The organism is Ensifer sp. EB106-05-01-XG146, assembly GCF_058791875.1.
The window spans coordinates 1,345,372-1,365,132 of record NZ_JBYTDX010000002.1 but is presented as its reverse complement, the minus strand read 5'-3'; the positions used below and the strand labels follow the sequence as shown (position 1 = coordinate 1,365,132).

Genomic DNA, 19,761 nt, shown 5'->3' with positions numbered 1-19,761 from the left:
CACGCTTTCAAGCAATAACGGCGCAGGAGGAGGTCTTGCGCCGCAGAACCACAAAAACGGGAGGACCCGCATGAAGAATACCGTCTCCATCGCATGCATCATGGCAGCCGTTTTCGGCGTTGCTGCTCCGGCCGCCGCTTTCGAGCCCGATCGTCCAGTTGAATTCGTCGTCACCGCCGGCCCCGGCGGCGGCACCGACATCTTCGCCCGCACGATCCAGGCGATCATCGGCAAGTACGAGCTTATGAAGGCTCCGGTCGTCGTCACCAACAAGGGCAGCGCCGGCGGCGCCGAAGGCTTCGTCTACACGGCGACCAACAAGGGCGACGCCTACAAGCTGGCATTCGGCACCAACAACGCCTACCTGCTGCCGGTCCGCGCCAAGGTTCCCTACAAGGCTGAAGACCTGACGCCGGTTGCGGCGCTTGCTTCCGACGAGTTCGTTCTCTGGGTCAACGGCAAGGCCTCCTACAACACCGCTGCCGACTTTGCCGCCAAGGCGAAGGAAGGCGGCCTCAAGATCGGCGGCAGCCAGTCGAAGGACGTCGACCAGATCCTGACCTCGATGATCAACGAGACGACCGGCTCGACGATCAACTACATCCCGTTCAAGAGCGGCGGCGAAGCGGCCGTTCAGCTCGCCGGCGAGCACCTCGATGCCAACGTCAACAACCCGAGCGAAAACCTTGGCCAGTGGCAGGCCGGCATGGTCAAGCCGCTTTGCGTCTTCAAGAGCGTCAAGCTTTCGAACGAAACCAAGGTTGCCGGCGGCAAGGCCTGGAGCGACATCCCCACTTGCAAGGAATCGGGCATCGCCATCGACAACTACTCCATGCCGCGCACCGTCTGGCTGCCGGCCGGCGTTGACCAGGATGTGGTCAAGTTCTATGCGGACCTGATGCGCAAGGTTTCGGAAACGCCGGAATGGGCGAAGTACCTGGCCGACACGTCGCAGTCGCCCGCCTACATCGCCGGCGACGACTTCAAGGCCGCCATCGAAATGGATGGCGCTGCTGTCGGCGAAGTGCTGAAGCGCGAAGGTTGGCTCGCCAACTAACAGGCGACGATCGGGACGGGTGCCATCCGGCGCCCGTCATTCGCTTTGAAAGGTCACGATCATGAGCGAGAACGGTGCGAATGGGGTCTCCCGCTTCGCGGTTGAGCTTGGTGTTGCCGCACTGACCGGCGCCTTCGGTGCTGCGGTCTGCTACGGATCTCTCGATATCGGCGCGGGCTGGACGGAATTCGGTCCCGAAGCCGGCTATTTTCCCTTCTATGTCGGGCTTCTGATCCTTCTCGGAAGCGTCGCCAATGCGATCCACGCCTTCGTGAAACATCGCGGGTCCGGTGAGATCTTCATCGACGGTCACCGCGCCAAGGTGGTGGCATCGTTCCTGCTGCCGCTGGTTGTCTTTGCCGGCGTATCCGCCTGGCTCGGCCTTTATGTCGGGACGGCGCTCTATATCGCCGGAACCATGCTCTTCCAGGGGCGCTACAAATGGTGGATCGCGCTGCCGTCGGGCATCGCCGTTTCGCTGTTTTTCTTCATCGTATTCGAGTTCGGTTTCAAGGTTCCCCTGCTCAAGGGACCGATCGAGGCCTGGTTCGGGATCTATTGATCCCGACCGCTCAAGGGCATGTCGCGTAAGCGCGCACAGCGGTCTTGCGCTAACGACAAGCAAAAAAATCAAAGACTTAAAGCGCGGGGAGCGAGCCTCAAGGATCGTGACGTGCTTTAAGCCCCGGGAGGAATGACATGGAAAATATCGGTCTTCTGATCGATGGCTTCGGCCACATCCTCAGCTGGAACCATATCCTACTGATGATGATCGGCGTCACGCTCGGCATTCTGGTCGGCGTGTTGCCCGGCCTTGGCGCGCCGAACGGCGTTTCGCTGCTCTTGCCACTGACTTTCTCGATGGACCCGATCTCCGCCATCATCCTGCTCTCCTGCATGTACTGGGGGGCGCTCTTCGGCGGATCGACCACATCGATCCTGTTCAACATTCCCGGCGAACCCTCGTCGGTGGCGACCACGTTCGACGGCTATCCGATGGCGAAAGCCGGGCAGGCGAGCCGAGCGCTGACGCTCGCCTTCGTATCCGCCGGCATCGGCGCTCTGGCCGGCGTCGTGATGATCACACTGCTTTCCGGCTGGGTCGCGAACTTCGCACTGCGGTTCTCGTCGCCGGAATACTTCGCGGTCTACTTCCTTGCGTTTGCAAGTTTCATCTCGATGGGCGCGCAATCGCCCTTCAAGACGCTCGTCTCGATGATGCTCGGCTTCGCGCTTGCTTCCGTCGGCATGGACACGATCTCCGGCGACCTGCGCCTGACCTTCGATATCCCGACGCTGATCAAGGGCGTCAGCTTCCTGATCGCGGTCATGGGTCTCTTCGGCATCGGTGAACTGCTGCTGACGACGGAAGAGGGCCTGCGCTTCGAAGGCATTAAGGCGCGCGTCAAGCTCGTCGAGATCGGCCGCACGCTGGTCGAGATCCCGCGCTACTGGTTCACGATCCTGCGCTCGACGATCATCGGCATCTGGATGGGCATCACGCCCGCCGGCCCGACCGCGGCTTCCTTCATGAGCTACGGCGTTGCCCGTCGCTCGGCCCGCGACAAGTCGAAGTTCGGCAAGGGCGACCCGCGCGGCGTCGTCGCACCCGAGACCGCCGACCATTCGGCCGGCACCTCGGCGCTTCTGCCGATGCTGGCGCTCGGCGTTCCCGGCTCGGCAACGGCGGCCGTCATGATGGGCGGCCTGATGATCTGGGGCCTGACCCCCGGCCCGATGCTTTTTACCGAGCGGCCGGACTTCGTCTGGGGCCTGATCGCGTCCATGTATCTCGGCAACGTCGTCGCCGTCTTCCTGGTGATCGCCACCGTGCCGCTCTACGCCTCGATCCTGCGCGTGCCTTTTGCGATCATCGGCCCGATCATCGTCGCCGTCATCTTCTCCGGCGCCTATCAGGTGGCAAACTCGGTCTCCGACATCTTCATGGTCATCGGCTTTGGCGTACTCGGCTACGTCTTCAAGAAGCTCGACTACCCGCTTGCGCCGCTGGTTCTGGCCATGGTGCTCGGCGACAAGGCTGAGGACGCCTTCCGCCAGTCGATGCTTCTTTCCGGCGGCACCCTGAACATCTTCTGGTCAAACCCGCTGGTTTCCTCTCTGATGGCGCTTGCTCTTGCCCTACTGCTGTCGCCGCTTGTCTTCGGGCTGGTCGGCCTGGTCCGCAAGCGCAAGCAAGATGCGGCCACGCCGCATGGCGACGGCAGCGCGGCGGCTTGACGGAGCCGCCGCACCTCAAAACAAGCGCATCGGAAAAGCGCGGCGCGGTCTGCTTATAGGCTGCGTCGCAAAATAAGTGAGGAAAACCATGGCGAACCCATCGCGCAAATGGACCCGTGAAACCTGGCAGATCGCGGCCGCGATGATCCAGTATCCGAACGTGCTAGCAGACGGCAGCTCCGTGCAGGATCAGTCGGTCGAGCAATGGGCCGAGACACTCGCCGATGTCGTCGACGCCGGCTTCACCGAGCTCGACCCGACCGACAGCTGGATCCGGCTCGCCGACCTCCCGGCCGCGCGGCGCGATGACTTCGTCAAGCTGACGCGTGACCTTGGCCTTTCCATGCCGGCGATCTCGACTTCGCGGCGTAGCGTCATTGATCCGGAGCATGGCGACGAATATCTCGCCTACGGACATCGGGTCATCGACACGGCTGCGGCCATCGGCGCCGGCTCCGTTTCCTTCGGCTTCTTCGGGCCTTTGACCGACGCGCAGAAGAAAGCGCTCTGGTTCTGGACCGTCGACGGCGTCAAGAACCCGGAAGACCCCGCGGTCTGGAGACAAGCGGTTCAGCGCATCCGCGAACTTGGTCGCCATGCCGAGGAACTCGGCATCGAGCTGGCGCTCGAGATGTACGAGGACACCTATATCGGCTCGGCCGACAGCGCCGTGCGCTTCGTTACCGATGTCGGCCTGCCGAACGTCGGCATCAATGCCGATCTCGGCAATCTCGTGCGCCTTCACCGCCCGGTCGAGCACTGGCAGCCGATGATGGCCAAGGTTGCACCCTTCGCCAAATACTGGCACGTCAAGAATTACTACCGCACCGAGGATGAGACCTCGGGGCTGGTGGTCACCCATCCGGCGCCGCTGGAATTCGGCGTCATCAACTATCGGGCGGCGATCCGTATGGCCTTGGCGCATGGCTTCGACAGCCCGTTTCTCTGCGAGCATTATGGTGGCGACGGGCTCTCCGTCAGCGCCGCCAACCGGGACTATCTGAGGCGCATTCTGCCTCGCGACTAAGGGAAGAGACGCGATGACCACAATCTTTGACGCACCGGAAGAATTTGCGACGACCGCGCTTGCCGGATTCAGCTCGATCTACGCGCGCAACGTCCGTCTCGTGAAGGGCGGCGTCGTGCGCTCGACCAAAGTGCCGAAGGGCAAGGTCGCCGTCGTCGTCGGCGGCGGCTCCGGCCACTACCCGGCCTTTGCCGGCTATGTTGGCCCGGGCATGGCGGATGCGGCCGTGGCCGGTGACGTCTTCGCCTCACCTTCGACCGCGGCCGTTGCCCGCGTCTGCCGGGTGGCTGACCAGGGCGGCGGCGTGCTGCTTGGCTTCGGCAACTATGCCGGCGACGTCTTGAACTTCGGCGTTGCCGCCGAGCGGCTGCGCGCCGAAGGCATCGACGTGCGGATCGTGCCGGTGACGGACGACGTGGCGAGCGCCTCTGCCGAAACCCCGGCCAAGCGCCGCGGCATCGCCGGCGACCTCGTGGTCTTCAAGGTTGCTGGAGCCGCTGCGGAAGCGGGCCTCAATCTCGACGAAGTTGAGCGCGTCACCCGTCTTGCCAACGACCGCACCGTCTCCTTCGGTGTGGCTTTCGGCGGCTGCACGCTTCCGGGCGCCAAGGGTCCGCTCTTCACCGTTCCAAAGGGCGAGATGGCCCTTGGTCTCGGCATCCACGGCGAGCCGGGTATCCGCGAAGAAAAGATGGTTTCGGCAACTGAGTTCGCGAAGCTGCTCGTCGGCAAACTGCTCGCCGAGCGGCCGGCGGATGTGCGCAAGGTCGCACCGCTTCTGAACGGCCTCGGCTCGACCAAGTATGAAGAACTCTTCGTGCTTTGGGTTGCGATCGAAAAGGAACTGAAGGCGGCTGGCCTGGAGATCGTCGATCCGGAATGCGGCGAATTCGTCACCAGCCTCGACATGCAGGGCTGCTCGCTGACGCTGATGTGGCTGAACGACGAGCTCGAGACCTACTGGCGCGCGGCTTGCGATGCGCCGGCCCTGCGCAAGGGGGCGATCATCGCCACCGAGCCCGCGACGGACACGCTCAAGGATGACGAGGACGCTATTTCCTTCGCAGCGGCTTCCGAGACCTCCCGTCAGAGCGGCGCGTGCATTGCGCGGCTGATCGGCGAAATGGCCGAGGCGCTGAAGCAGGCGGAAGACGAACTCGGTCGCATCGACGCCTTTGCCGGCGACGGCGACCACGGACAGGGCATGCGCCGCGGTTCGGCCGCGGCCAACGATGCCGCGAAGGCGGCGGTTGCAGCGGGTGCAGGCGCCGCCAGCGTTCTGGCGGTGGCGGGCGATGCCTGGGCGGACCGGGCCGGCGGCACGTCGGGCGCGATCTGGGGCCTGCTGTTGCGCGCCTGGAGCAATGCCTTCAACGATGATGCAGCCCCGACCGATGCCGCGATTGTCGACGGTGCCCGCCGTGCACTCGATGGCGTGACCCGCCTCGGCCGCGCCCGTGTCGGCGACAAGACCCTTGTCGATGCATTGGTGCCTTTCGTCGAGACCCTGGAGCGCGAGTTTGCCGCCGGAAAGCCGTTGATCGAGGCATGGCAGGCGGCGGCAAAGGCTGCGACCGAAGCGGCCGAAGCCACTTCGAGCCTGACGCCGAAGCTCGGCCGGGCACGGCCGCTTGCGGAAAAGAGCATCGGTCATCCGGACGCCGGCGCCGTTTCTCTGGCGCTGACGGCACGCGTTGCCGCCGGTGTCCTGGCGCAGGCCGCAAAGGCCTAAGAAACGATATCTCCTCCGATCGGGCGGCGCCGTCGCCCGATCGGAGGCTCCCCCCGTGTAACCGCTGCATTGCCCCGCGCCAATCGGCGCCGCCACACGCTGCCGCGCAAATGAGCGTCGCAGACTGCCCGGGCCCGGCCATTCCGTGGCTTTTTCAACACAATCTGCAGTCATTGTTGGGGAAACCCGACCAATTTTATCGTCTGCTAAAAGCTTGCCACGGAATTGCCCGATCGCGGGCTATGGCTTTGGTTTCCTGCAGCGTGCGCTATGTGCTTGAGTTCGTGTGCCGCCGGTCAAATGACAATCATTTCTGACGTTCCGAGAAGGAGACAAGAATGAAAAAGAGTTTTGCCGTAAAGGTGTCCGCAGCGTCTCTGGTTCTCGCGGGCGCGATCGCCGCAAACGCAGCCGATCTCGCGACAGTTCAACCGCAGCCCGAGCCCGACACAAGCAACGGCGTCAAGATTGGTTACCTCGATTGCAACATCGCTGGCGGTGTCGGCTATGTGCTCGGCTCGGCCAAGGAAGTCGATTGCGTCTTCCGCTCGACCATGGGTGCTGAAGCCTCCGACCACTATTCCGGCGCCATCCGCAAGATGGGCGTCGATGTCGGCTTCACGACGCAGAGCCGCCTGATTTGGGCCGTGTTCGCGCCGACCGCCGGCTACCACCGCGGTTCGCTCGGCGGTCTCTACCAGGGGGCAACGGCGGAAGCGACCGTCGGCGCCGGTATCGGTGCCAACATCCTCGTCGGCGGCACCTCCGGTTCGATCCACCTGCAGACGATCAGCGTGACCGGCCAGATCGGCCTGAACCTCGCGGCCACCGGCACGTCGATGACGCTGACGGCCGTCAACTAACGTCGTTTGGGCGGCCCGTTGCACCTCCCACAACGGGGCGTCAAAAGACCGGGTAAGACGCAAAGGCACCGCACGCTGGAGACGGCGCGCGGTGCCTTTGTTTTTTGGCCTGTTGCCATTGGCCGATTCGCGTTTAAGGAATGCGGCCAGGAATCGTGCGCCGACAGCGCGAACTTCGAGGGGTTGGATTGAACAAAAGCCTTTGCCTGGGCGTCGTTGCCCTTTGCCTTGCGTCTGGGCCGCGGTTCGCCTCTGCCGAATGGCAGCCGGTCGAAAAGGAAGCGCTCTACACAATCACCGGGCAGACGGGTGCCGAGCTCTACGCCTCGATCGGCGAACGGGGTCCGAAAGCCGGAATCGGCAGGGCAATCGCACACACCAACTTCAAGCTGACCTGGACGCGGAAGTACGAGGAACAGGGCGGCGCCTGTGTGCTGACGACGGCAAGGCCGAAGCTCATCATCACCTATACTTTGCCGAAGCCGGCCAAGCCGCTGCCCGCGGGCACGCGCGAAAACTGGGACATCTTCATCGACGGCGTGCGCAAGCACGAACTCGTGCACGGCGATTTCATCAAGGAGATGGTGCGCGCGATCGAGTCTGCGACCCTCGGCCTCATCGTCCCTGATGACCCGAAGTGCCGCAAGATCAGAGTGGAAATGACCAAACGCCTCGGTGCGCTCTCACAAGAACAGCGCCAGCGCAGCCGCGACTTCGACCAGATAGAATTGACCGATGGCGGCAATATTCACCAGTTGATCCTGAAGCTGGTCAACGGGCCATAGATTGTTCGGGGCAAGTCTCGTCAGTCTTTGCAGGATTCGAATCGAACATACGATGGGAGTGGAAAGATCTTCTCGGTTCGCTCGAAGGCGCTTAGATTGCCCTTATCCTGCACTCGAATAGCTGCGTATTTTCCGCAACCCATCGAATAGGCTGTAAGTGCCCCAAACACTGTGTAGGCGATCTGCTCTCCTTCTCTGATCTGCTCAACTGCAAGAGGGAACGCGGCGCATTGTTCGTGCTCTTCGTTCGGGCTCGTGTCATTCGTACTTTCGAGCTTCAGATTGCACATGGGAACGACGTCGGAGCAATAGATTTCGCCGTCGACTGACCAAATCAGTTTGCCTTTCCGCCAGGTTTCGAAGCGTATGTCCGTTGCGCGAGGCGGCAGTTCTGTTGGCGGCACAACCTGATGCATGAATACCGTACGCGTTCCATCTTCATCGCCCCAGTCATACGCGTACAGCGATCTTTCCGGCGGGCATGGTGTCGTTCCGGCATAGGTCATTCGCGGGCAAATCGCAGATGCGGCAAGCAACACAATGCCAAGTCGTTTCACGGGTTTCTGCTCCTGGGTGGCAGTTCACGCCAACTGGGCGTTGTTCATCACCACTATCACTATCGTGAGGAGCCGATTCTCCGCAACCAGAGCGCCGAATCTGCGTCCGGCGCTCTGGTTATTCAGTCGCTCACGCATAGCGCACGAGGAATTCCTCCGCCGTCAGGTCGCGGAAATCGTCGAGCGCCTTGCGCAGTCGCAGGTGATCCCAATCCCACCAGGCAAGGCTGTCCATGCGTTCGCCAACGCCCTCATTGAAGCGATCGCGGATGAACTTGGCGGGCACGCCGCCGACGATGGTGTAGGGCTCGACGTCCTTCGAGACGACTGCGCCGGCGCCGATAACAGCACCGTTGCCGACAGTGACGCCCGGCAGGATGGTGGCGCCGTGGCCGATCCACACATCATGGCCGATCGTCACCCGGTTCGAGCGCCGCCAGGCGAAAAGGTCATGGTCGAGTTGGGTATCGTCCCAATAGTTCGGTGCGCGATAGGTGAAGTGATGCAGCGTCGCCCGCCAGGTCGGGTGGTTGGTGGCGTTGATGCGCACGGCGGCTGCGATGTTGACGAACTTGCCGATCGTTGCGCACCAGATCGAGCCGTCCTGCATGATGTAGGAGTAGTCGCCGAACTCGACCTCGTCGAGCCTTGAGCGCTCCTGCACTTCGGTGTAGCGGCCGAGCGTCGAATTGTTGACGCTCGCCGTTGGGTGGATAAAGGGCTCGAGCCCGAGCTTCTGGCTCATGCGGCAGCCTTTCGCGGCGAGAAGGCCGAGACGTCGAGAATGCGATCGGCAACGGCGTCGCGCACTTCCTCGTCGTGGAAAATGCCGATCAGCGCGGTGCCCTTGGCCTTCTTCTCGGCAATCAGTTCGACAACGACCGCCCGGTTCTTCGCGTCGAGCGACGCGGTCGGCTCGTCGAGCAGAAGGATCTTGTGGTCGGTGATGAAACCGCGGGCGATGTTGACGCGCTGCTGTTCGCCGCCGGAGAAGGTCGCCGGTGGCAGGCTCCAGAGTTCGCGCGGCAGGTTCAGCTTGTTCAACAGTTCGGCCGCATGGGTGCGGGCCTCTTCGAGCGGCATGCCGCGGGCCTGCAGCGGCTCGGCGACGATGTCGAGGGAGGAGACGCGCGGCACCACCCGCAGGAACTGGCTGACATAGCCGAGCGTCGTGCGCCGGACTTCGAGCACCGTGCGCGGCTCGGCCGTTGCCAGATTGACCAGCTTGCCGTCGTGATCCATCAGGATCTGGCCTTCGTCGACGCCGTAATTGCCATAGAGCATTTTCAGGATCGAGCTCTTGCCGACGCCGGAGGGGCCGCCGAGAACGACGCATTCGCCGGCCTTCACCGAGAAGGAGACGTTGGCGACGACCGGCCGGCGGATACCGTCACGCAGATGCATGGTGAAGCTTTTTGCGACTTCGGAAACAACAAGGGGCGTGGCCATGGTTTACACCTGCAGGATCGAGGAGACGAGGAGCTGGGTATAGGGCTCGCGCGGATCGTCGAGCACGCGGTCGGTCAGCCCCTGTTCGATGACCGCGCCATCCTTCATCACCATCATGCGGTGTGAAAGAAGGCGGGCGACGGCGAGATCGTGGGTGACGATGATGGCGGCAAGCCCGAGGTCATGCACGAGGCCGCGCACGAGATCGAGCAGGCGCGCCTGAACCGAGACGTCGAGGCCGCCGGTCGGCTCGTCCATGAAGACGAGGCGCGGGGAGGTGACGAGGTTGCGGGCGATCTGGAGGCGCTGACGCATGCCGCCCGAAAAGGCGCGCGGCTGGTCGTCGATGCGGTCGATGCCGATTTCCACCCGCTCCAGCCAGTCTCTGGCGGTGGCGCGGATGTTGCCGTAGTGGCGATCGCCGACGGCCATCAACCGCTCGCCGACATTGGCGCCGGCAGACACGGTCATGCGCAGGCCGTCGGCCGGGTTCTGGTGCACGAAGCCCCAGTCGGTACGCATCAGGAAGCGGCGCTCGGCTTCGCCCATGCGGGCGAGGTCACGGTACTGACCGTCGCGCATGTGGTACTCGACGATGCCGGAGGTCGGCATCAGACGGGTCGAGAGGCACGACAGAAGTGTCGTCTTGCCCGAGCCGGATTCGCCGACGATGGCGAGCACTTCGCCCGCATAGAGCTCGAAGGAAACGTTGCGGCAGCCGATGCGGCTTCCGTAGAACTTCGAGACGTCGTTCACTTTCAAAAGCGGGAGCGTACTCATTCTGCGGCTTCCTTTCGGGCAAGCATGTGACCTGCATGGCCGCAGGCGCGGCGGTCTTCGCAATGATCGGTATCGGAGCAGACGAACATGCGTCCGCCCTTGTCGTCGAGGATCACCTCGTCGAGATAGACGTCCTCGGCGCCGCAGAGCGCGCAGGGCTTGTCGAAGCTCTGGATCTCGAAGGGATGGTCGTCGAAATCGAGGCTGACGACTTCGGTATAGGGCGGGACAGCGTAGATCCGCTTTTCGCGACCGGCGCCGAAGAGCTGCAGCGCTTCCGACATATGCATCTTCGGATTGTCGAACTTAGGCGTCGGCGACGGGTCCATCACGTAACGTCCCTCGACCTTGACCGGATAGGCGTAGGTCGTGGCGATATGGCCGTTGCGGGCGATGTCCTCGTAGAGCTTCACATGCATCAGCCCGTATTCCTCGAGCGCATGCATCTTCCGCGTCTCGGTCTCGCGCGGCTCGAGGAAGCGCAAGGGTTCCGGGATCGGCACCTGGTAGACGAGCGTCTGTCCCTCCGAGAGTTTTTCCTCCGGAATGCGGTGGCGCGTCTGGATGATCGTCGCGTCTTTCGTCCGGGTGGTGACGGCAACGTCGGCGACCTTCTGGAAAAAGGCGCGGATGGAAACCGCGTTGGTTGTGTCGTCGGCGCCCTGGTCGATGACCTTCAAGACGTCCTGCGGACCGAGGATCGAGGCGGTGACCTGCACGCCGCCGGTGCCCCAGCCGTAGGGCATCGGCATTTCGCGCGACGCAAATGGAACCTGGTAGCCGGGAATGGCGATCGCCTTCAGGATCGCGCGGCGGATCATGCGCTTGGTTTGTTCGTCCAGATAGGCGAAATTATAGGTAGCAAGGTCGTTCATCGCTGATTACCCTTGAGTGTGTCGACCGCTGATGAGGCCAGGATTTGAGCGAGATTTTCGTCTGGCTGATTGGGATCTTCGTGCTGTGTTCGGCGGTTGCCGGCCTGTTCGGCATTGCCCGCCGGCCGCAGCGCGAGCCGGAGAGCAGGGCGCGCAAGAACGACGGAGGTGGCGACGCCGGTGGTGTCTATGCCGGTGACGGCGGCGATTGTGGTGGCGGGGATGGCGGCGGCGATTGAACCGCTAGGGCTGGCGGTATGCCCGATCATTCGGCCGCCTCCCGTTGTACCTTCGGTGTTTCACCTGAATTCGCGGCCTCGTAATCGCGGCGCATGCGGCGCACGAGATCGAGTTCGGCCTGGAAGTCGACATAGTGCGGCAGCTTCAGGTGCTCGACGAAGCCGGTAGCCTGAACGTTATCTGCATGCGAGATGACAAATTCCTGATCCTGGGCGGGTGCGACGATGTCCTCGCTGAACTCGTCAGTGCGCAGTGCCCGGTCGACCAGCGACATCGACATCGCTTTGCGTTCACTCTGGCCAAAGACGAGGCCGTAACCGCGGGTGAATTGCGGCGGCTGCTTGGCCGAGCCCATGAACTGGTTGACCATCTGGCATTCAGTGACGCGGATCGCGCCGAGTGAGACGGCAAAGCCGAGTTCCGGCAGATCGAGTTCGACTTCCACTTCTCCGATGCGGACTTCGCCGACGAATGGGTGGGTGCGGCCGTAGCCGCGCTGGGTCGAGTAGGCGAGCGCCAAGAGGAAGCCTTCGTCGCCGCGGGCAAGCGCCTGCAGTCGCAGGTCCCGGGCCATCGGAAACTCCATCGGCTCGCGGGTAAGGTCGCCCATGACATGGCCCTCGGGCATCTGGCCATCACCCTCGATCAGGCCTTCGCCGTCGAGAATGTCGGAGACGCGCATCACATGCTCACCGGGCTCCTTGACTGCCGGTTCTTCGACCGCTTCGTCGGCGATCAGTGATGGGTCGAGCAGGCGGTGGGTGTAATCGAAGGTCGGGCCCAGAAGCTGTCCACCGGGCAGATCCTTGTAGGTCGCCGACACGCGGCGCTCGACCTTCATGTTGGCGGTATCGACCGGCTCGGAGTAGCCGAAGCGCGGCAACGTCGTGCGATAGGCGCGCAGGATGAAGATCGCCTCGATCATGTCGCCGCGCGCCTGGCGGACGGCAAGGGCTGCGAGCGCACGGTCATAAAGCGAGGCTTCCGCCATCACTCTATCGACCGCAAGGCCGAGCTGCTCGACTACCTGGTCGATAGTGATGGAGGGAAGGCTACGGTCGCCCCGGCGGCGATCGGCGAGAAGGCGGTGGGCATTGGCAATGGCGGCTTCCCCGCCCTTGACGGCTACATACATGGCTCACGCCTCCTTGAGCGAAAGACGGGTGGTGCGCGGCAGGCAGACGAGCTTGTCGCCGGCCGTCAGCACGAGATCGACGCCGCGCGGAAAGATCGCGCGATTGGCGGTCCAGAATTCGAGGAAGACGTCCGGCAGCCCCTTCACCGCAATCTCCGTCACGTCCTTGATGCCGGGGCCTTTGGCGGTCAGCGCAGGGCCGCCGCTCAGCGCTTCGACTTCGATGACGAGTGTCGTCGAGCGATCCGGATATTCCTGCGTGCCAAGCGAGAACTGGTCGAAGCCGGGGAAGGCCGCGCCCTTTTCGATGAAGGCGAAGCGCGCGTCGGTCTTGCTGGTGGTGAGCGGAGCACCGGTGTGGAAAGCGATCCACTGCGGAACGGCCGATTTGGAAAGTGCCGGCGTCAGCCAGACGGGCGTGTCATGGTCGCACAAAGTCAGCGCTACGGCGCCTGCGGCGGTAGCGAGCGGAGCCGGAGGCGTGCTCGTCGCTTCGAGGCGCTTGATCGTACCCGGACGGGCAAAGCCGTCCATCAGGTCGCGGAAGACGGACTGAGCGGCAAAGACTGGATCGGCAAAGGCGCCGGCGTAAATCTGCGATTGGCTGGCCATCAGTCGTCTCCCCGAACCATGGTGAAAAAGTCCACGCGGGTGGCCGCGGTTTCTTCCGCCTTGCGGCGTTCTTCCTGGGCAAGCCGGTCGGCCACGCGGCCAAGCAGGGCCTCGACCCTAGCCCTGTCGCCGTCACGCTGGGCAAGGGCGTCGAAGATGGCGGCAAGCCGGGCGCGTTCCTTGTCGGTTCCGAGCAACTGCCCGTGGCCGATTTCGCCGGTCGAAAGGCGGACGGTGGCGCGCGACACCGTAGCCTCGCCGAGATTGAAGGGATCGCCGCCGCCGCCGATGCGGCCGCGCACCATGACGAGGCCGGTCTCGGGGCCTCGGACCGGGTGAACCTCGGGCTGGTCTGCGAGCGCTTTCCAGGCGTCCTTGAGTTCGGCGAGCGTTGCCTGGGCGAGCAACCGCATGGCCTCCTTGCGCGCCGGGTCCGGCGGGCTTTCCTGCTTCACTTTCGCGTCCATCATTTTCACCTCAAATGTCTATTGATCTAGACAACTATACATCTTATACTTTTTCATAACGTCGGCAAATGACAGGCTTGTGACATGCCAATGCGAAAAGACACGGCAGCGCGAAAAGTGGTGGAGCGCCAGACCGGCGTCGCTCTCTGGCGGCAGATTGCCGACCGGATCCGCCTGGCAATCAGCAATGGCGACTATGACGCGACCGGCATGGTGCCACCGGAAACGGTGCTTGCGGGCGAGTTCGGCGTCAACCGGCACACGGTCAGAAGCGCGCTGGCGGCGCTGGCCGAAGAAGGGCTGGTGCGTCCCGTCCAAGGGCGCGGCACAATGATCGAGCGCAAGGAGCGGGTGAGTTATCCGATTTCAAAGCGCACGCGCTTCTCGCAAGGTCTTGGCCAACAGGTGAAGGAAATTGGCTCGCGGCTGCTCGGCCACACGGAATTGCCGGCAAGGGGCGAAGTGGCGAGCGCGCTTGCCATCAGGCCCGGTGATCCGGTGATCGAACTCAGAACCGTCAGCAGCGGCGATGGTCGACCGCTCTCGGTTTCCTCGAGCTACTATCCGGCGCATCGCTTCCCGCGCATGGCCGAAGAATTCGAACAGCTGCACTCCGTCACCAAGGCCTTCGCAGCCCACGGTCTGGATGATTATGTACGCGCCTCAACGGAGATCGTCGCCCGGCACGCTGACGCCGACGAGCTTGCGATGCTGAAGCTCTCGCCGGGCGCAATCGTGCTCGAAGCCCAGTCGATCAACGCCGATCTCGACGGCAAGCCGATCGAATATTCCCGTAGCCGCTTTGCCGCTGACCGGATGAAGCTGCGGATCGAGACTTGAGGCCGTCAGGCCGCCTCTGCCGGTCGCGATGACGTCTCGCTCAACCAGAAGCGTTCCGATCCCTGTCAGGAAATAAGGCAAAGGCCGTATTTCCGACGCGTTTTTGCCGCATGACCGGAGCCTGCATCAGGACCGCGCATTCGGGAATTCTCTAAGGGGGAGAATGGCAATGGCGACGTGGCGACCCGATCCTTCCTTCTATCCATCACCGCGCATGGCGGCGAAGGCTCCAAAGGAGACGCTCGCCTACGTGGCGGCTTTCGATCCGGACCGAAGAAGGCCGGACGCGATCGCCGTCGTCGATGTGGATCCGGCGTCGCAAAGCTATTCGCAGATCGTCGGGCAGGTCGAGATGCCGAATGTCGGGGACGAGTTGCACCATTTCGGCTGGAACGCGTGCTCCTCGTGCCTGTGTCCCAACGCACCGCATCCACATGTCGAGCGTCGCTACCTGGTGGTGCCGGGCCTGCGCTCCTCCCGTCTCCATATCATCGACACCAAGCCGGACCCCCGCAATCCGAAGATCGTGCGGGTGATCGAGCCCGCGGAAATCGCCGAGAAGGCGAATTATTCGCGGTTGCACACAACCCATTGCGGACCTGAAGGCATTTACGTCAACGCGCTTGCGGATCGAGACGGCAAGGCGCCCGGCGGCATTTTCCTGCTCGACCATCAGAGCTTCGATGTGCTCGGACAGTGGGAAATGGACCGTGGGCCGCAGAAGCTCGCCTATGATTTCTGGTGGCACCTCGGCCACGACACGATGATCACCAGCGAATGGGGCACGCCCGATACTTTCGAGAACGGGCTGGTGCCGGAGGTGCTGCTTGGCTCGAAATACGGCCGCCGCTTGCACTTCTGGGACCTGCACAAACGCAAGCACGTGCAGGAGATCGACTTCGGCGAGGAACACCAGCTCGTTTTCGAACTGCGCCCGGCCCACGATCCGACCAAGGCCTACGGTTTCGTCGGCTGCGTCATCAGCCTCAAGGACCTCTCGGCGTCGATCTGGACCTGGTATCGCGACGGCGACCGATGGGCCGTGAAGAAGGTGATCGAGATCCCGGCAGAACCGGCCGATCCGGATCTGTTGCCACCGGTGCTGAAAGGCTTCAGTGCGGTCGCGCCGCTCGTCACCGACATCGACCTGTCGATGGACGATCGCTTCCTTTACGTTTCCTGCTGGGGCACCGGCGACATGATCCAGTACGACGTGTCCGACCCCTTCGCACCGAAGGAAACGGGGCGGGTCAGGATCGGCGGCATCGTTTCGCGTGCGAGCCATCCGAAGGCGAAGAACGGTGCGCTCAACGGTGGGCCGCAGATGGTGGAAATCAGCCGCGACGGCAAGCGGGTCTATTTCACCAACTCGCTCTATGGCGCCATCGACCCGCAGTTCTATCCCGAAGGCATCGACGGTTGGATGGTCAAGCTCGATGTCGCCGATGGTGGCGGGATCGCCTTCGACGAAAACTTCTTCGTCGACTGGCCAAAGGGTCATCGACCGCATCAGGTTCGTCTCGAAGGCGGCGACTGCTCGTCCGATTCCTATTGTTATCCGTGAGGAGGGAGCCGCGGTGCAGCCGGGTCACGGCGAATGACGACGGTCTGGCCATGGCTCTCGCTTGCCGGCCTCGGTGCCTTTCACGGCCTCAACCCGGCAATGGGCTGGTTGTTTGCGGTTGCGCTCGGACTTCATCGCCAGAGCAGCCGGGTCGTCTGGCTGTCCCTCGCACCCATTGCGGTTGGTCACGCGATCTCGGTCGCGACCGTGCTGGCGGTGGTCGCAGCATTCGGCTCGGTGCTGGATCCGAACACATTCAGGATCGCGGCCGCCGTGCTCATTCTGGGAGCCGCCGGCTACACCGCCATTCATGGCCATCGCCACCGCGTCCGGATCGGAATGCGGACCGGCATGGCGGGACTTGCGGTCTGGTCATTCCTGATGGCGACGAGCCATGGGGCCGGCCTGATGCTGGTGCCGGCGGTGCTCAGTCTCTGTCTTGCAGGTCACGCCGGCGAACTGGCGATGGCAAGTTCGCTGCCGGTCTCGCTCGCCGCCGTTGCAGTGCATAGCATCGCAATGCTGACGGTGACCGCGGTGCTGGCGCTCGCCGTCTTCACCTGGTTCGACCTTGCGGTCCTGCGTTCCGCCTGGATCAATTTCGATCGCCTCTGGACGCTCGCCCTCGGAGCAACCGGCGTCGCACTCCTCATTCAATGATCTGCATCGCAGCCGCCAGGCTATTGCCGCTGCGATTTTACATAAGCGATATAGCCGCGGACATCGGCGGCGGGCTCGGCATAGGCGGCCCCGAGCGTTCTTTCGATGCTTGCCATGTAGGTCTTTGCCCAGTCCGGCAGGTCATAGTCGATCGCGGCCAGGAACTCGAGCGTTGCTGCGAGCCGGATATCGGCGATCGAGGGCTTGGCGCCACCGATGAACGGCTTGTCGCCAATGTAGAAAGCGCGGAATACGTCGAGCGGTTCGGCAAGGGCTGCAACCGCTGCCTTCCGGGCGATCTCCTTCGTCGCCGCATCGGCATCGCTGCAGCCGACTTCGCCCGCGTAGAGCGGAAAGTTCAGCGCCGGATAGGTTGCGCGGGCAAGGTAGGGATAGAAGGTGCCGATCAGGTAGAACATGGCGCTGTCGATCATCGCGCGTGCTTCGGGTTCCCTCGGGTAGAAGTCATCAAGCCCATGTTTGTTGCAAAGGTACTGCATGATCGCGCAGCTTTCCCAAAGCGCGCCCCTGGGCAGGTCCGCGGTCTCGATCATCGGTGTCAGATGCGACGGCGCTCGTGCCAGATATTCGGGCGAGCGCGTCTGGCCGTAGACATCGTTTTCACTGAAATCGAGCTTGGCTGCGCGCAGGAACACGCGCGCGGTCATGTTGTTGACGCTGGGCTTGATCACGTTGAGCTGGATTGCGGACATGGCATTCCTCCCGGTTGATCGTCGTTGAACTGGCGGCGGCTCGCCCGCGGCAGACACCGCCACTTGGCTACAGATCTCACCAAGTGCGACCCTATCGCGGTCCGTATGGGTTCTTCGGTTGGCGATCGAGCGACAGCGTCGGCCGAGAGCGTTCGTTCAGGGCTTCGATCGCATCGGCGAGATGGACCTCGGCGATGTTATAGTCGCCGCGTTCAGTCCTGATCCTATGCGCTTCCATCAGGACTTCGGCATGGCTGTGACCGGCCGGCGGCTCGAAGCGATAGGAGGCAAGTTCAACCAGCAGCCCAAGCGGATCTTCGAAGTAGATCGAATCCATGAAGCCGCGATCCTTGACGCCACTGTGGCGGATCTTTCGCTCGTCGAGCCGCTCCACCGCCTGGTTGAATGTCGCGCGCGAAACAGCAAAGGCGATGTGATGCACACAGCCCATGTCGGTCGGGGTGCGCTCGGGATCCGGCGTGCGGTTCTCGTCGATGAAGACGGTGATCAGGCGGCCGTCGCCCGGATCGAAATAGAGGTGGCTTTCGCTCGCCCGGTCGAGGTTCGGTTGCTCGAAAATGAAGGGCATGCCGAGCAGCCCCTCCCAGAAATCGATCGACGTCTGACGGTCCGCCCCGACAAGCGTGATGTGGTGAACGCCTTGCGATTGCAGTTTGCGCATAGCCGGCCTCCTGGGTTCGGCGGAGAATGTGGGCCGAATGGCTCCTGGCACCGCTTTCCACCGCATGCAATTGTCGCCCGTCGCGGGCAGAAGGCAAGCGCCAATCACGGGTGGGTTGGCGGGCGGCAAACGTGTTGTGGCTGGGCAATGCACAGCTTTTAGCCCACCCGACCTTCGTTCTGAGGTTGTGCCTGCCGAAGAAACCGTTTCCGACACGCGTGTTTTGATTTCCTCGGCAAACTTTCCTATCTTCCGGTTGCAGTATCCGCAGGGTGGATGGAGGACAGATGCCGGTCATGCGGCGGTCGAAGATCAGGCAGCGCCTGCTGATCATGCTTGTCACCGGTATCGGCGGCATGGCGGCGGCTGCGATTTCCTTTGCTTCGGCGGTTTATGATGCAGCCAATCCGGTTCCTGTTCCGGTCATAGGTAAAGACCAGGTCGTCGACACGGGCCGTTGGCGGGTGACCATCAATGGCGCCCATATGTCGTCTCTGCCGCCAACCGGCACCAAACCGTTCGAGCCGAAGAGGTTCCTCCTTGTGGATCTCGAACTCGACAACCGGTCCGTGGCCAGCAGCAACGTCTTCATGAACCTGATCACGATCAAGGATGACGTCGCTCCGCTGCAGCCCAAGCCCACCTATTACCTTGCGAGGGACAAGTGGATCGCCAGTGCGATCAATCCGAACATGCCGGAAAAACTGGTCGCGGCCTGGGAGTGGCCGGCGGACCGCCCGGAACCGCAAACGCTTTCGCTGGCGATCGGCAAACAGATCTACAAGCCACGTGACAATCTCTACGGCGCGCCGAATTGGTTCGATGACGGCGAGGCCGCGGTCGTCGAGTTGCCGGTGACGCAAGCTGTGGAGACGACGGAGCAATGATGTCGGCTTTCCGTACGCTGCTGCTTTGCGGCCTTGCACTCGCCGCGCTCTATGGGATGCGAAACAGTACCCCCGGCTACGGCGACATCACCGCGCCGATCGCCATTCGCGGTGCTGTCGGCGAGCGGGTGGAGACGCGGGACTTCGCTTTCGGCGCAGCCAATGTGCATCTGGCACGACAGCTCAAGGTCAAAAGTTTTGGACGGGTCAAGGACTTCTCCACATCCGGCATCTGGCTGGTCATCGAGGGCGCGGCCGTTTCCAAGACGGAAACGATGACGTTGATGTCTGCGGAATGGCTGGCGAGCAATGGTGTGCGCTACGCGTTGAGCCAGCGGTTCTCGACCGTGCCGGGCTATCTGCCGACGGAGCGGCTCGAACCCGGCCTGCCAAGGCCGGTGCTTCTTGCCTTCGAGCTTCCCGAGGCGGCCGTCGACCAGGGCACGCTGCTCGTTGCACGCAGTCGTGTGTCGCCGCTCGCCGAGGAGCTGTCGATTGCGCTCGGCGACAAGAAGCCGGCCGAGATCAAGCCGTCTGTCACCATTGCGCGCAGCGGCAGCAGGGCGCCCTGGACACTGGCCGCGCACTGAGGGAGGTA

General features: G+C 63.0%; 23 protein-coding genes. 13 read left to right on the top strand and 10 right to left on the bottom strand.

Annotation, left to right across the window (positions count from 1 at the left end; genetic code table 11):
• Window positions 1–70: 70 nt before the first annotated feature.
• The 7 genes from AC3WVQ_RS26375 to AC3WVQ_RS26345 all read left to right on the top strand — a co-directional run bounded on the left by AC3WVQ_RS26375 (window position 71) and on the right by AC3WVQ_RS26345 (window position 7,702).
• A complete protein-coding gene (locus AC3WVQ_RS26375) occupies window positions 71–1,057 on the top strand; it encodes a Bug family tripartite tricarboxylate transporter substrate binding protein (protein WP_457578433.1) in 987 nt (328 codons plus the stop codon).
• Window positions 1,058–1,118: 61 nt separating this feature from the next.
• The gene (locus AC3WVQ_RS26370; protein ID WP_034800080.1) at window positions 1,119–1,619 is read left to right on the top strand and encodes a tripartite tricarboxylate transporter TctB family protein; all 501 of its coding nucleotides are present in this window, start codon (window positions 1,119–1,121) and stop codon (window positions 1,617–1,619) included.
• A gap of 137 nt (window positions 1,620–1,756) precedes the next feature.
• Window positions 1,757–3,295, top strand: a complete 1,539-nt coding sequence (locus AC3WVQ_RS26365) for a tripartite tricarboxylate transporter permease (protein WP_034800081.1) — start codon at window positions 1,757–1,759, stop codon at window positions 3,293–3,295.
• Between the two features lie 88 nt (window positions 3,296–3,383).
• The gene (locus AC3WVQ_RS26360; RefSeq protein ID WP_112772897.1) at window positions 3,384–4,322 is read left to right on the top strand and encodes a sugar phosphate isomerase/epimerase family protein; all 939 of its coding nucleotides are present in this window, start codon (window positions 3,384–3,386) and stop codon (window positions 4,320–4,322) included.
• Between the two features lie 13 nt (window positions 4,323–4,335).
• Complete coding sequence (locus AC3WVQ_RS26355) at window positions 4,336–6,054, top strand: dihydroxyacetone kinase family protein (protein WP_060520519.1); 1,719 nt, start codon at window positions 4,336–4,338, stop codon at window positions 6,052–6,054.
• A 338-nt stretch (window positions 6,055–6,392) separates the two neighbouring features.
• On the top strand, window positions 6,393–6,917 hold the full coding sequence (locus AC3WVQ_RS26350; RefSeq protein WP_034800084.1) for a DUF992 domain-containing protein: 525 nt from the start codon (window positions 6,393–6,395) through the stop codon (window positions 6,915–6,917).
• Between the two features lie 140 nt (window positions 6,918–7,057).
• Window positions 7,058–7,702 (top strand): DUF922 domain-containing Zn-dependent protease, encoded by a 645-nt coding sequence (locus AC3WVQ_RS26345; protein ID WP_113080685.1) that lies wholly within the window; start codon window positions 7,058–7,060, stop codon window positions 7,700–7,702.
• 20 nt (window positions 7,703–7,722) lie between these two features.
• Here AC3WVQ_RS26345 and AC3WVQ_RS26340 read toward each other — a convergent pair whose 3' ends face one another.
• From AC3WVQ_RS26340 to AC3WVQ_RS26320, 5 genes are all read right to left on the bottom strand, one after another.
• Window positions 7,723–8,259, bottom strand: coding sequence for a hypothetical protein (locus tag AC3WVQ_RS26340; protein WP_162731946.1), 537 nt, complete (start codon window positions 8,257–8,259; stop codon window positions 7,723–7,725).
• A gap of 130 nt (window positions 8,260–8,389) precedes the next feature.
• Complete coding sequence (locus AC3WVQ_RS26335) at window positions 8,390–9,004, bottom strand: DapH/DapD/GlmU-related protein (RefSeq protein ID WP_492383224.1); 615 nt, start codon at window positions 9,002–9,004, stop codon at window positions 8,390–8,392.
• Window positions 9,001–9,708 (bottom strand): phosphonate C-P lyase system protein PhnL, encoded by a 708-nt coding sequence (phnL, locus tag AC3WVQ_RS26330; RefSeq protein WP_034800087.1) that lies wholly within the window; start codon window positions 9,706–9,708, stop codon window positions 9,001–9,003. Before phnL ends, AC3WVQ_RS26335 begins: the two co-directional genes overlap by 4 nt.
• Before the next feature lie 3 nt (window positions 9,709–9,711).
• The gene (phnK, locus tag AC3WVQ_RS26325; protein ID WP_034800088.1) at window positions 9,712–10,488 is read right to left on the bottom strand and encodes a phosphonate C-P lyase system protein PhnK; all 777 of its coding nucleotides are present in this window, start codon (window positions 10,486–10,488) and stop codon (window positions 9,712–9,714) included.
• Window positions 10,485–11,363 (bottom strand): alpha-D-ribose 1-methylphosphonate 5-phosphate C-P-lyase PhnJ, encoded by an 879-nt coding sequence (locus AC3WVQ_RS26320; protein ID WP_034800089.1) that lies wholly within the window; start codon window positions 11,361–11,363, stop codon window positions 10,485–10,487. The genes phnK and AC3WVQ_RS26320 overlap by 4 nt, the downstream gene beginning before the upstream one ends.
• A gap of 44 nt (window positions 11,364–11,407) precedes the next feature.
• On the opposite strand from AC3WVQ_RS26320, the gene AC3WVQ_RS26315 reads away from it, so the two are divergent.
• Window positions 11,408–11,602 carry a hypothetical protein gene (locus tag AC3WVQ_RS26315; protein WP_113080680.1) on the top strand — a complete coding sequence of 65 codons (195 nt, stop codon included), beginning with the start codon at window positions 11,408–11,410 and terminating at the stop codon, window positions 11,600–11,602.
• Window positions 11,603–11,628: 26 nt separating this feature from the next.
• Here the strand turns inward: AC3WVQ_RS26315 and AC3WVQ_RS26310 are convergent, their stop codons facing one another.
• Genes AC3WVQ_RS26310 through phnG form a run of 3 tightly spaced genes read right to left on the bottom strand, consistent with a single transcriptional unit; the run spans window position 11,629 to window position 13,817 of the window.
• On the bottom strand, window positions 11,629–12,738 hold the full coding sequence (locus tag AC3WVQ_RS26310) for a carbon-phosphorus lyase complex subunit (RefSeq protein ID WP_060529560.1): 1,110 nt from the start codon (window positions 12,736–12,738) through the stop codon (window positions 11,629–11,631).
• Between the two features lie 3 nt (window positions 12,739–12,741).
• On the bottom strand, window positions 12,742–13,350 hold the full coding sequence (phnH, locus tag AC3WVQ_RS26305; RefSeq protein WP_060529561.1) for a phosphonate C-P lyase system protein PhnH: 609 nt from the start codon (window positions 13,348–13,350) through the stop codon (window positions 12,742–12,744).
• Complete coding sequence (gene phnG / locus AC3WVQ_RS26300) at window positions 13,350–13,817, bottom strand: phosphonate C-P lyase system protein PhnG (protein WP_089046012.1); 468 nt, start codon at window positions 13,815–13,817, stop codon at window positions 13,350–13,352. Before phnG ends, phnH begins: the two co-directional genes overlap by 1 nt.
• 90 nt (window positions 13,818–13,907) lie before the next feature.
• Here phnG and phnF point away from each other — a divergent pair, with 90 nt between their 5' ends.
• From phnF to AC3WVQ_RS26285, 3 genes are all read left to right on the top strand, one after another.
• A complete protein-coding gene (gene phnF, locus AC3WVQ_RS26295) occupies window positions 13,908–14,657 on the top strand; it encodes a phosphonate metabolism transcriptional regulator PhnF (RefSeq protein WP_060583599.1) in 750 nt (249 codons plus the stop codon).
• Window positions 14,658–14,826: 169 nt separating this feature from the next.
• On the top strand, window positions 14,827–16,221 hold the full coding sequence (locus AC3WVQ_RS26290; protein ID WP_034800094.1) for a selenium-binding family protein: 1,395 nt from the start codon (window positions 14,827–14,829) through the stop codon (window positions 16,219–16,221).
• Window positions 16,222–16,254: 33 nt separating this feature from the next.
• Window positions 16,255–16,881 (top strand): hypothetical protein, encoded by a 627-nt coding sequence (locus AC3WVQ_RS26285; protein WP_029742731.1) that lies wholly within the window; start codon window positions 16,255–16,257, stop codon window positions 16,879–16,881.
• A 20-nt stretch (window positions 16,882–16,901) separates the two neighbouring features.
• On the opposite strand, the gene AC3WVQ_RS26280 is transcribed toward AC3WVQ_RS26285, so the two are convergent.
• The gene (locus AC3WVQ_RS26280) at window positions 16,902–17,594 is read right to left on the bottom strand and encodes a glutathione S-transferase family protein (protein WP_029742732.1); all 693 of its coding nucleotides are present in this window, start codon (window positions 17,592–17,594) and stop codon (window positions 16,902–16,904) included.
• Between the two features lie 91 nt (window positions 17,595–17,685).
• On the bottom strand, window positions 17,686–18,276 hold the full coding sequence (locus AC3WVQ_RS26275; protein WP_492383223.1) for a VOC family protein: 591 nt from the start codon (window positions 18,274–18,276) through the stop codon (window positions 17,686–17,688).
• Between the two features lie 287 nt (window positions 18,277–18,563).
• Between AC3WVQ_RS26275 and AC3WVQ_RS26270 the strand changes: the two genes are divergently transcribed.
• Window positions 18,564–19,163 carry a hypothetical protein gene (locus tag AC3WVQ_RS26270; RefSeq protein ID WP_034800096.1) on the top strand — a complete coding sequence of 200 codons (600 nt, stop codon included), beginning with the start codon at window positions 18,564–18,566 and terminating at the stop codon, window positions 19,161–19,163.
• The gene (locus AC3WVQ_RS26265; RefSeq protein WP_492383222.1) at window positions 19,163–19,753 is read left to right on the top strand and encodes a hypothetical protein; all 591 of its coding nucleotides are present in this window, start codon (window positions 19,163–19,165) and stop codon (window positions 19,751–19,753) included. Before AC3WVQ_RS26270 ends, AC3WVQ_RS26265 begins: the two co-directional genes overlap by 1 nt.
• Window positions 19,754–19,761: the final 8 nt, after the last annotated feature.

Coding starts and splice junctions, on each gene's coding strand:
- AC3WVQ_RS26375 (WP_457578433.1), top strand. CDS start 71: ATGAAGAATACCGTCTCCATCGCATGCATCATGGCAGCCGTTTTCGGC.
- AC3WVQ_RS26370 (WP_034800080.1), top strand. CDS start 1,119: ATGAGCGAGAACGGTGCGAATGGGGTCTCCCGCTTCGCGGTTGAGCTT.
- AC3WVQ_RS26365 (WP_034800081.1), top strand. CDS start 1,757: ATGGAAAATATCGGTCTTCTGATCGATGGCTTCGGCCACATCCTCAGC.
- AC3WVQ_RS26360 (WP_112772897.1), top strand. CDS start 3,384: ATGGCGAACCCATCGCGCAAATGGACCCGTGAAACCTGGCAGATCGCG.
- AC3WVQ_RS26355 (WP_060520519.1), top strand. CDS start 4,336: ATGACCACAATCTTTGACGCACCGGAAGAATTTGCGACGACCGCGCTT.
- AC3WVQ_RS26350 (WP_034800084.1), top strand. CDS start 6,393: ATGAAAAAGAGTTTTGCCGTAAAGGTGTCCGCAGCGTCTCTGGTTCTC.
- AC3WVQ_RS26345 (WP_113080685.1), top strand. CDS start 7,058: ATGCGGCCAGGAATCGTGCGCCGACAGCGCGAACTTCGAGGGGTTGGA.
- AC3WVQ_RS26335 (WP_492383224.1), bottom strand. CDS start 9,004: ATGAGCCAGAAGCTCGGGCTCGAGCCCTTTATCCACCCAACGGCGAGC.
- phnL (WP_034800087.1), bottom strand. CDS start 9,708: ATGGCCACGCCCCTTGTTGTTTCCGAAGTCGCAAAAAGCTTCACCATG.
- phnK (WP_034800088.1), bottom strand. CDS start 10,488: ATGAGTACGCTCCCGCTTTTGAAAGTGAACGACGTCTCGAAGTTCTAC.
- AC3WVQ_RS26320 (WP_034800089.1), bottom strand. CDS start 11,363: ATGAACGACCTTGCTACCTATAATTTCGCCTATCTGGACGAACAAACC.
- AC3WVQ_RS26310 (WP_060529560.1), bottom strand. CDS start 12,738: ATGTATGTAGCCGTCAAGGGCGGGGAAGCCGCCATTGCCAATGCCCAC.
- phnH (WP_060529561.1), bottom strand. CDS start 13,350: ATGGCCAGCCAATCGCAGATTTACGCCGGCGCCTTTGCCGATCCAGTC.
- phnG (WP_089046012.1), bottom strand. CDS start 13,817: ATGGACGCGAAAGTGAAGCAGGAAAGCCCGCCGGACCCGGCGCGCAAG.
- phnF (WP_060583599.1), top strand. CDS start 13,908: ATGCGAAAAGACACGGCAGCGCGAAAAGTGGTGGAGCGCCAGACCGGC.
- AC3WVQ_RS26290 (WP_034800094.1), top strand. CDS start 14,827: ATGGCGACGTGGCGACCCGATCCTTCCTTCTATCCATCACCGCGCATG.
- AC3WVQ_RS26285 (WP_029742731.1), top strand. CDS start 16,255: ATGACGACGGTCTGGCCATGGCTCTCGCTTGCCGGCCTCGGTGCCTTT.
- AC3WVQ_RS26280 (WP_029742732.1), bottom strand. CDS start 17,594: ATGTCCGCAATCCAGCTCAACGTGATCAAGCCCAGCGTCAACAACATG.
- AC3WVQ_RS26275 (WP_492383223.1), bottom strand. CDS start 18,276: ATGCGCAAACTGCAATCGCAAGGCGTTCACCACATCACGCTTGTCGGG.
- AC3WVQ_RS26270 (WP_034800096.1), top strand. CDS start 18,564: ATGCCGGTCATGCGGCGGTCGAAGATCAGGCAGCGCCTGCTGATCATG.
- AC3WVQ_RS26265 (WP_492383222.1), top strand. CDS start 19,163: ATGTCGGCTTTCCGTACGCTGCTGCTTTGCGGCCTTGCACTCGCCGCG.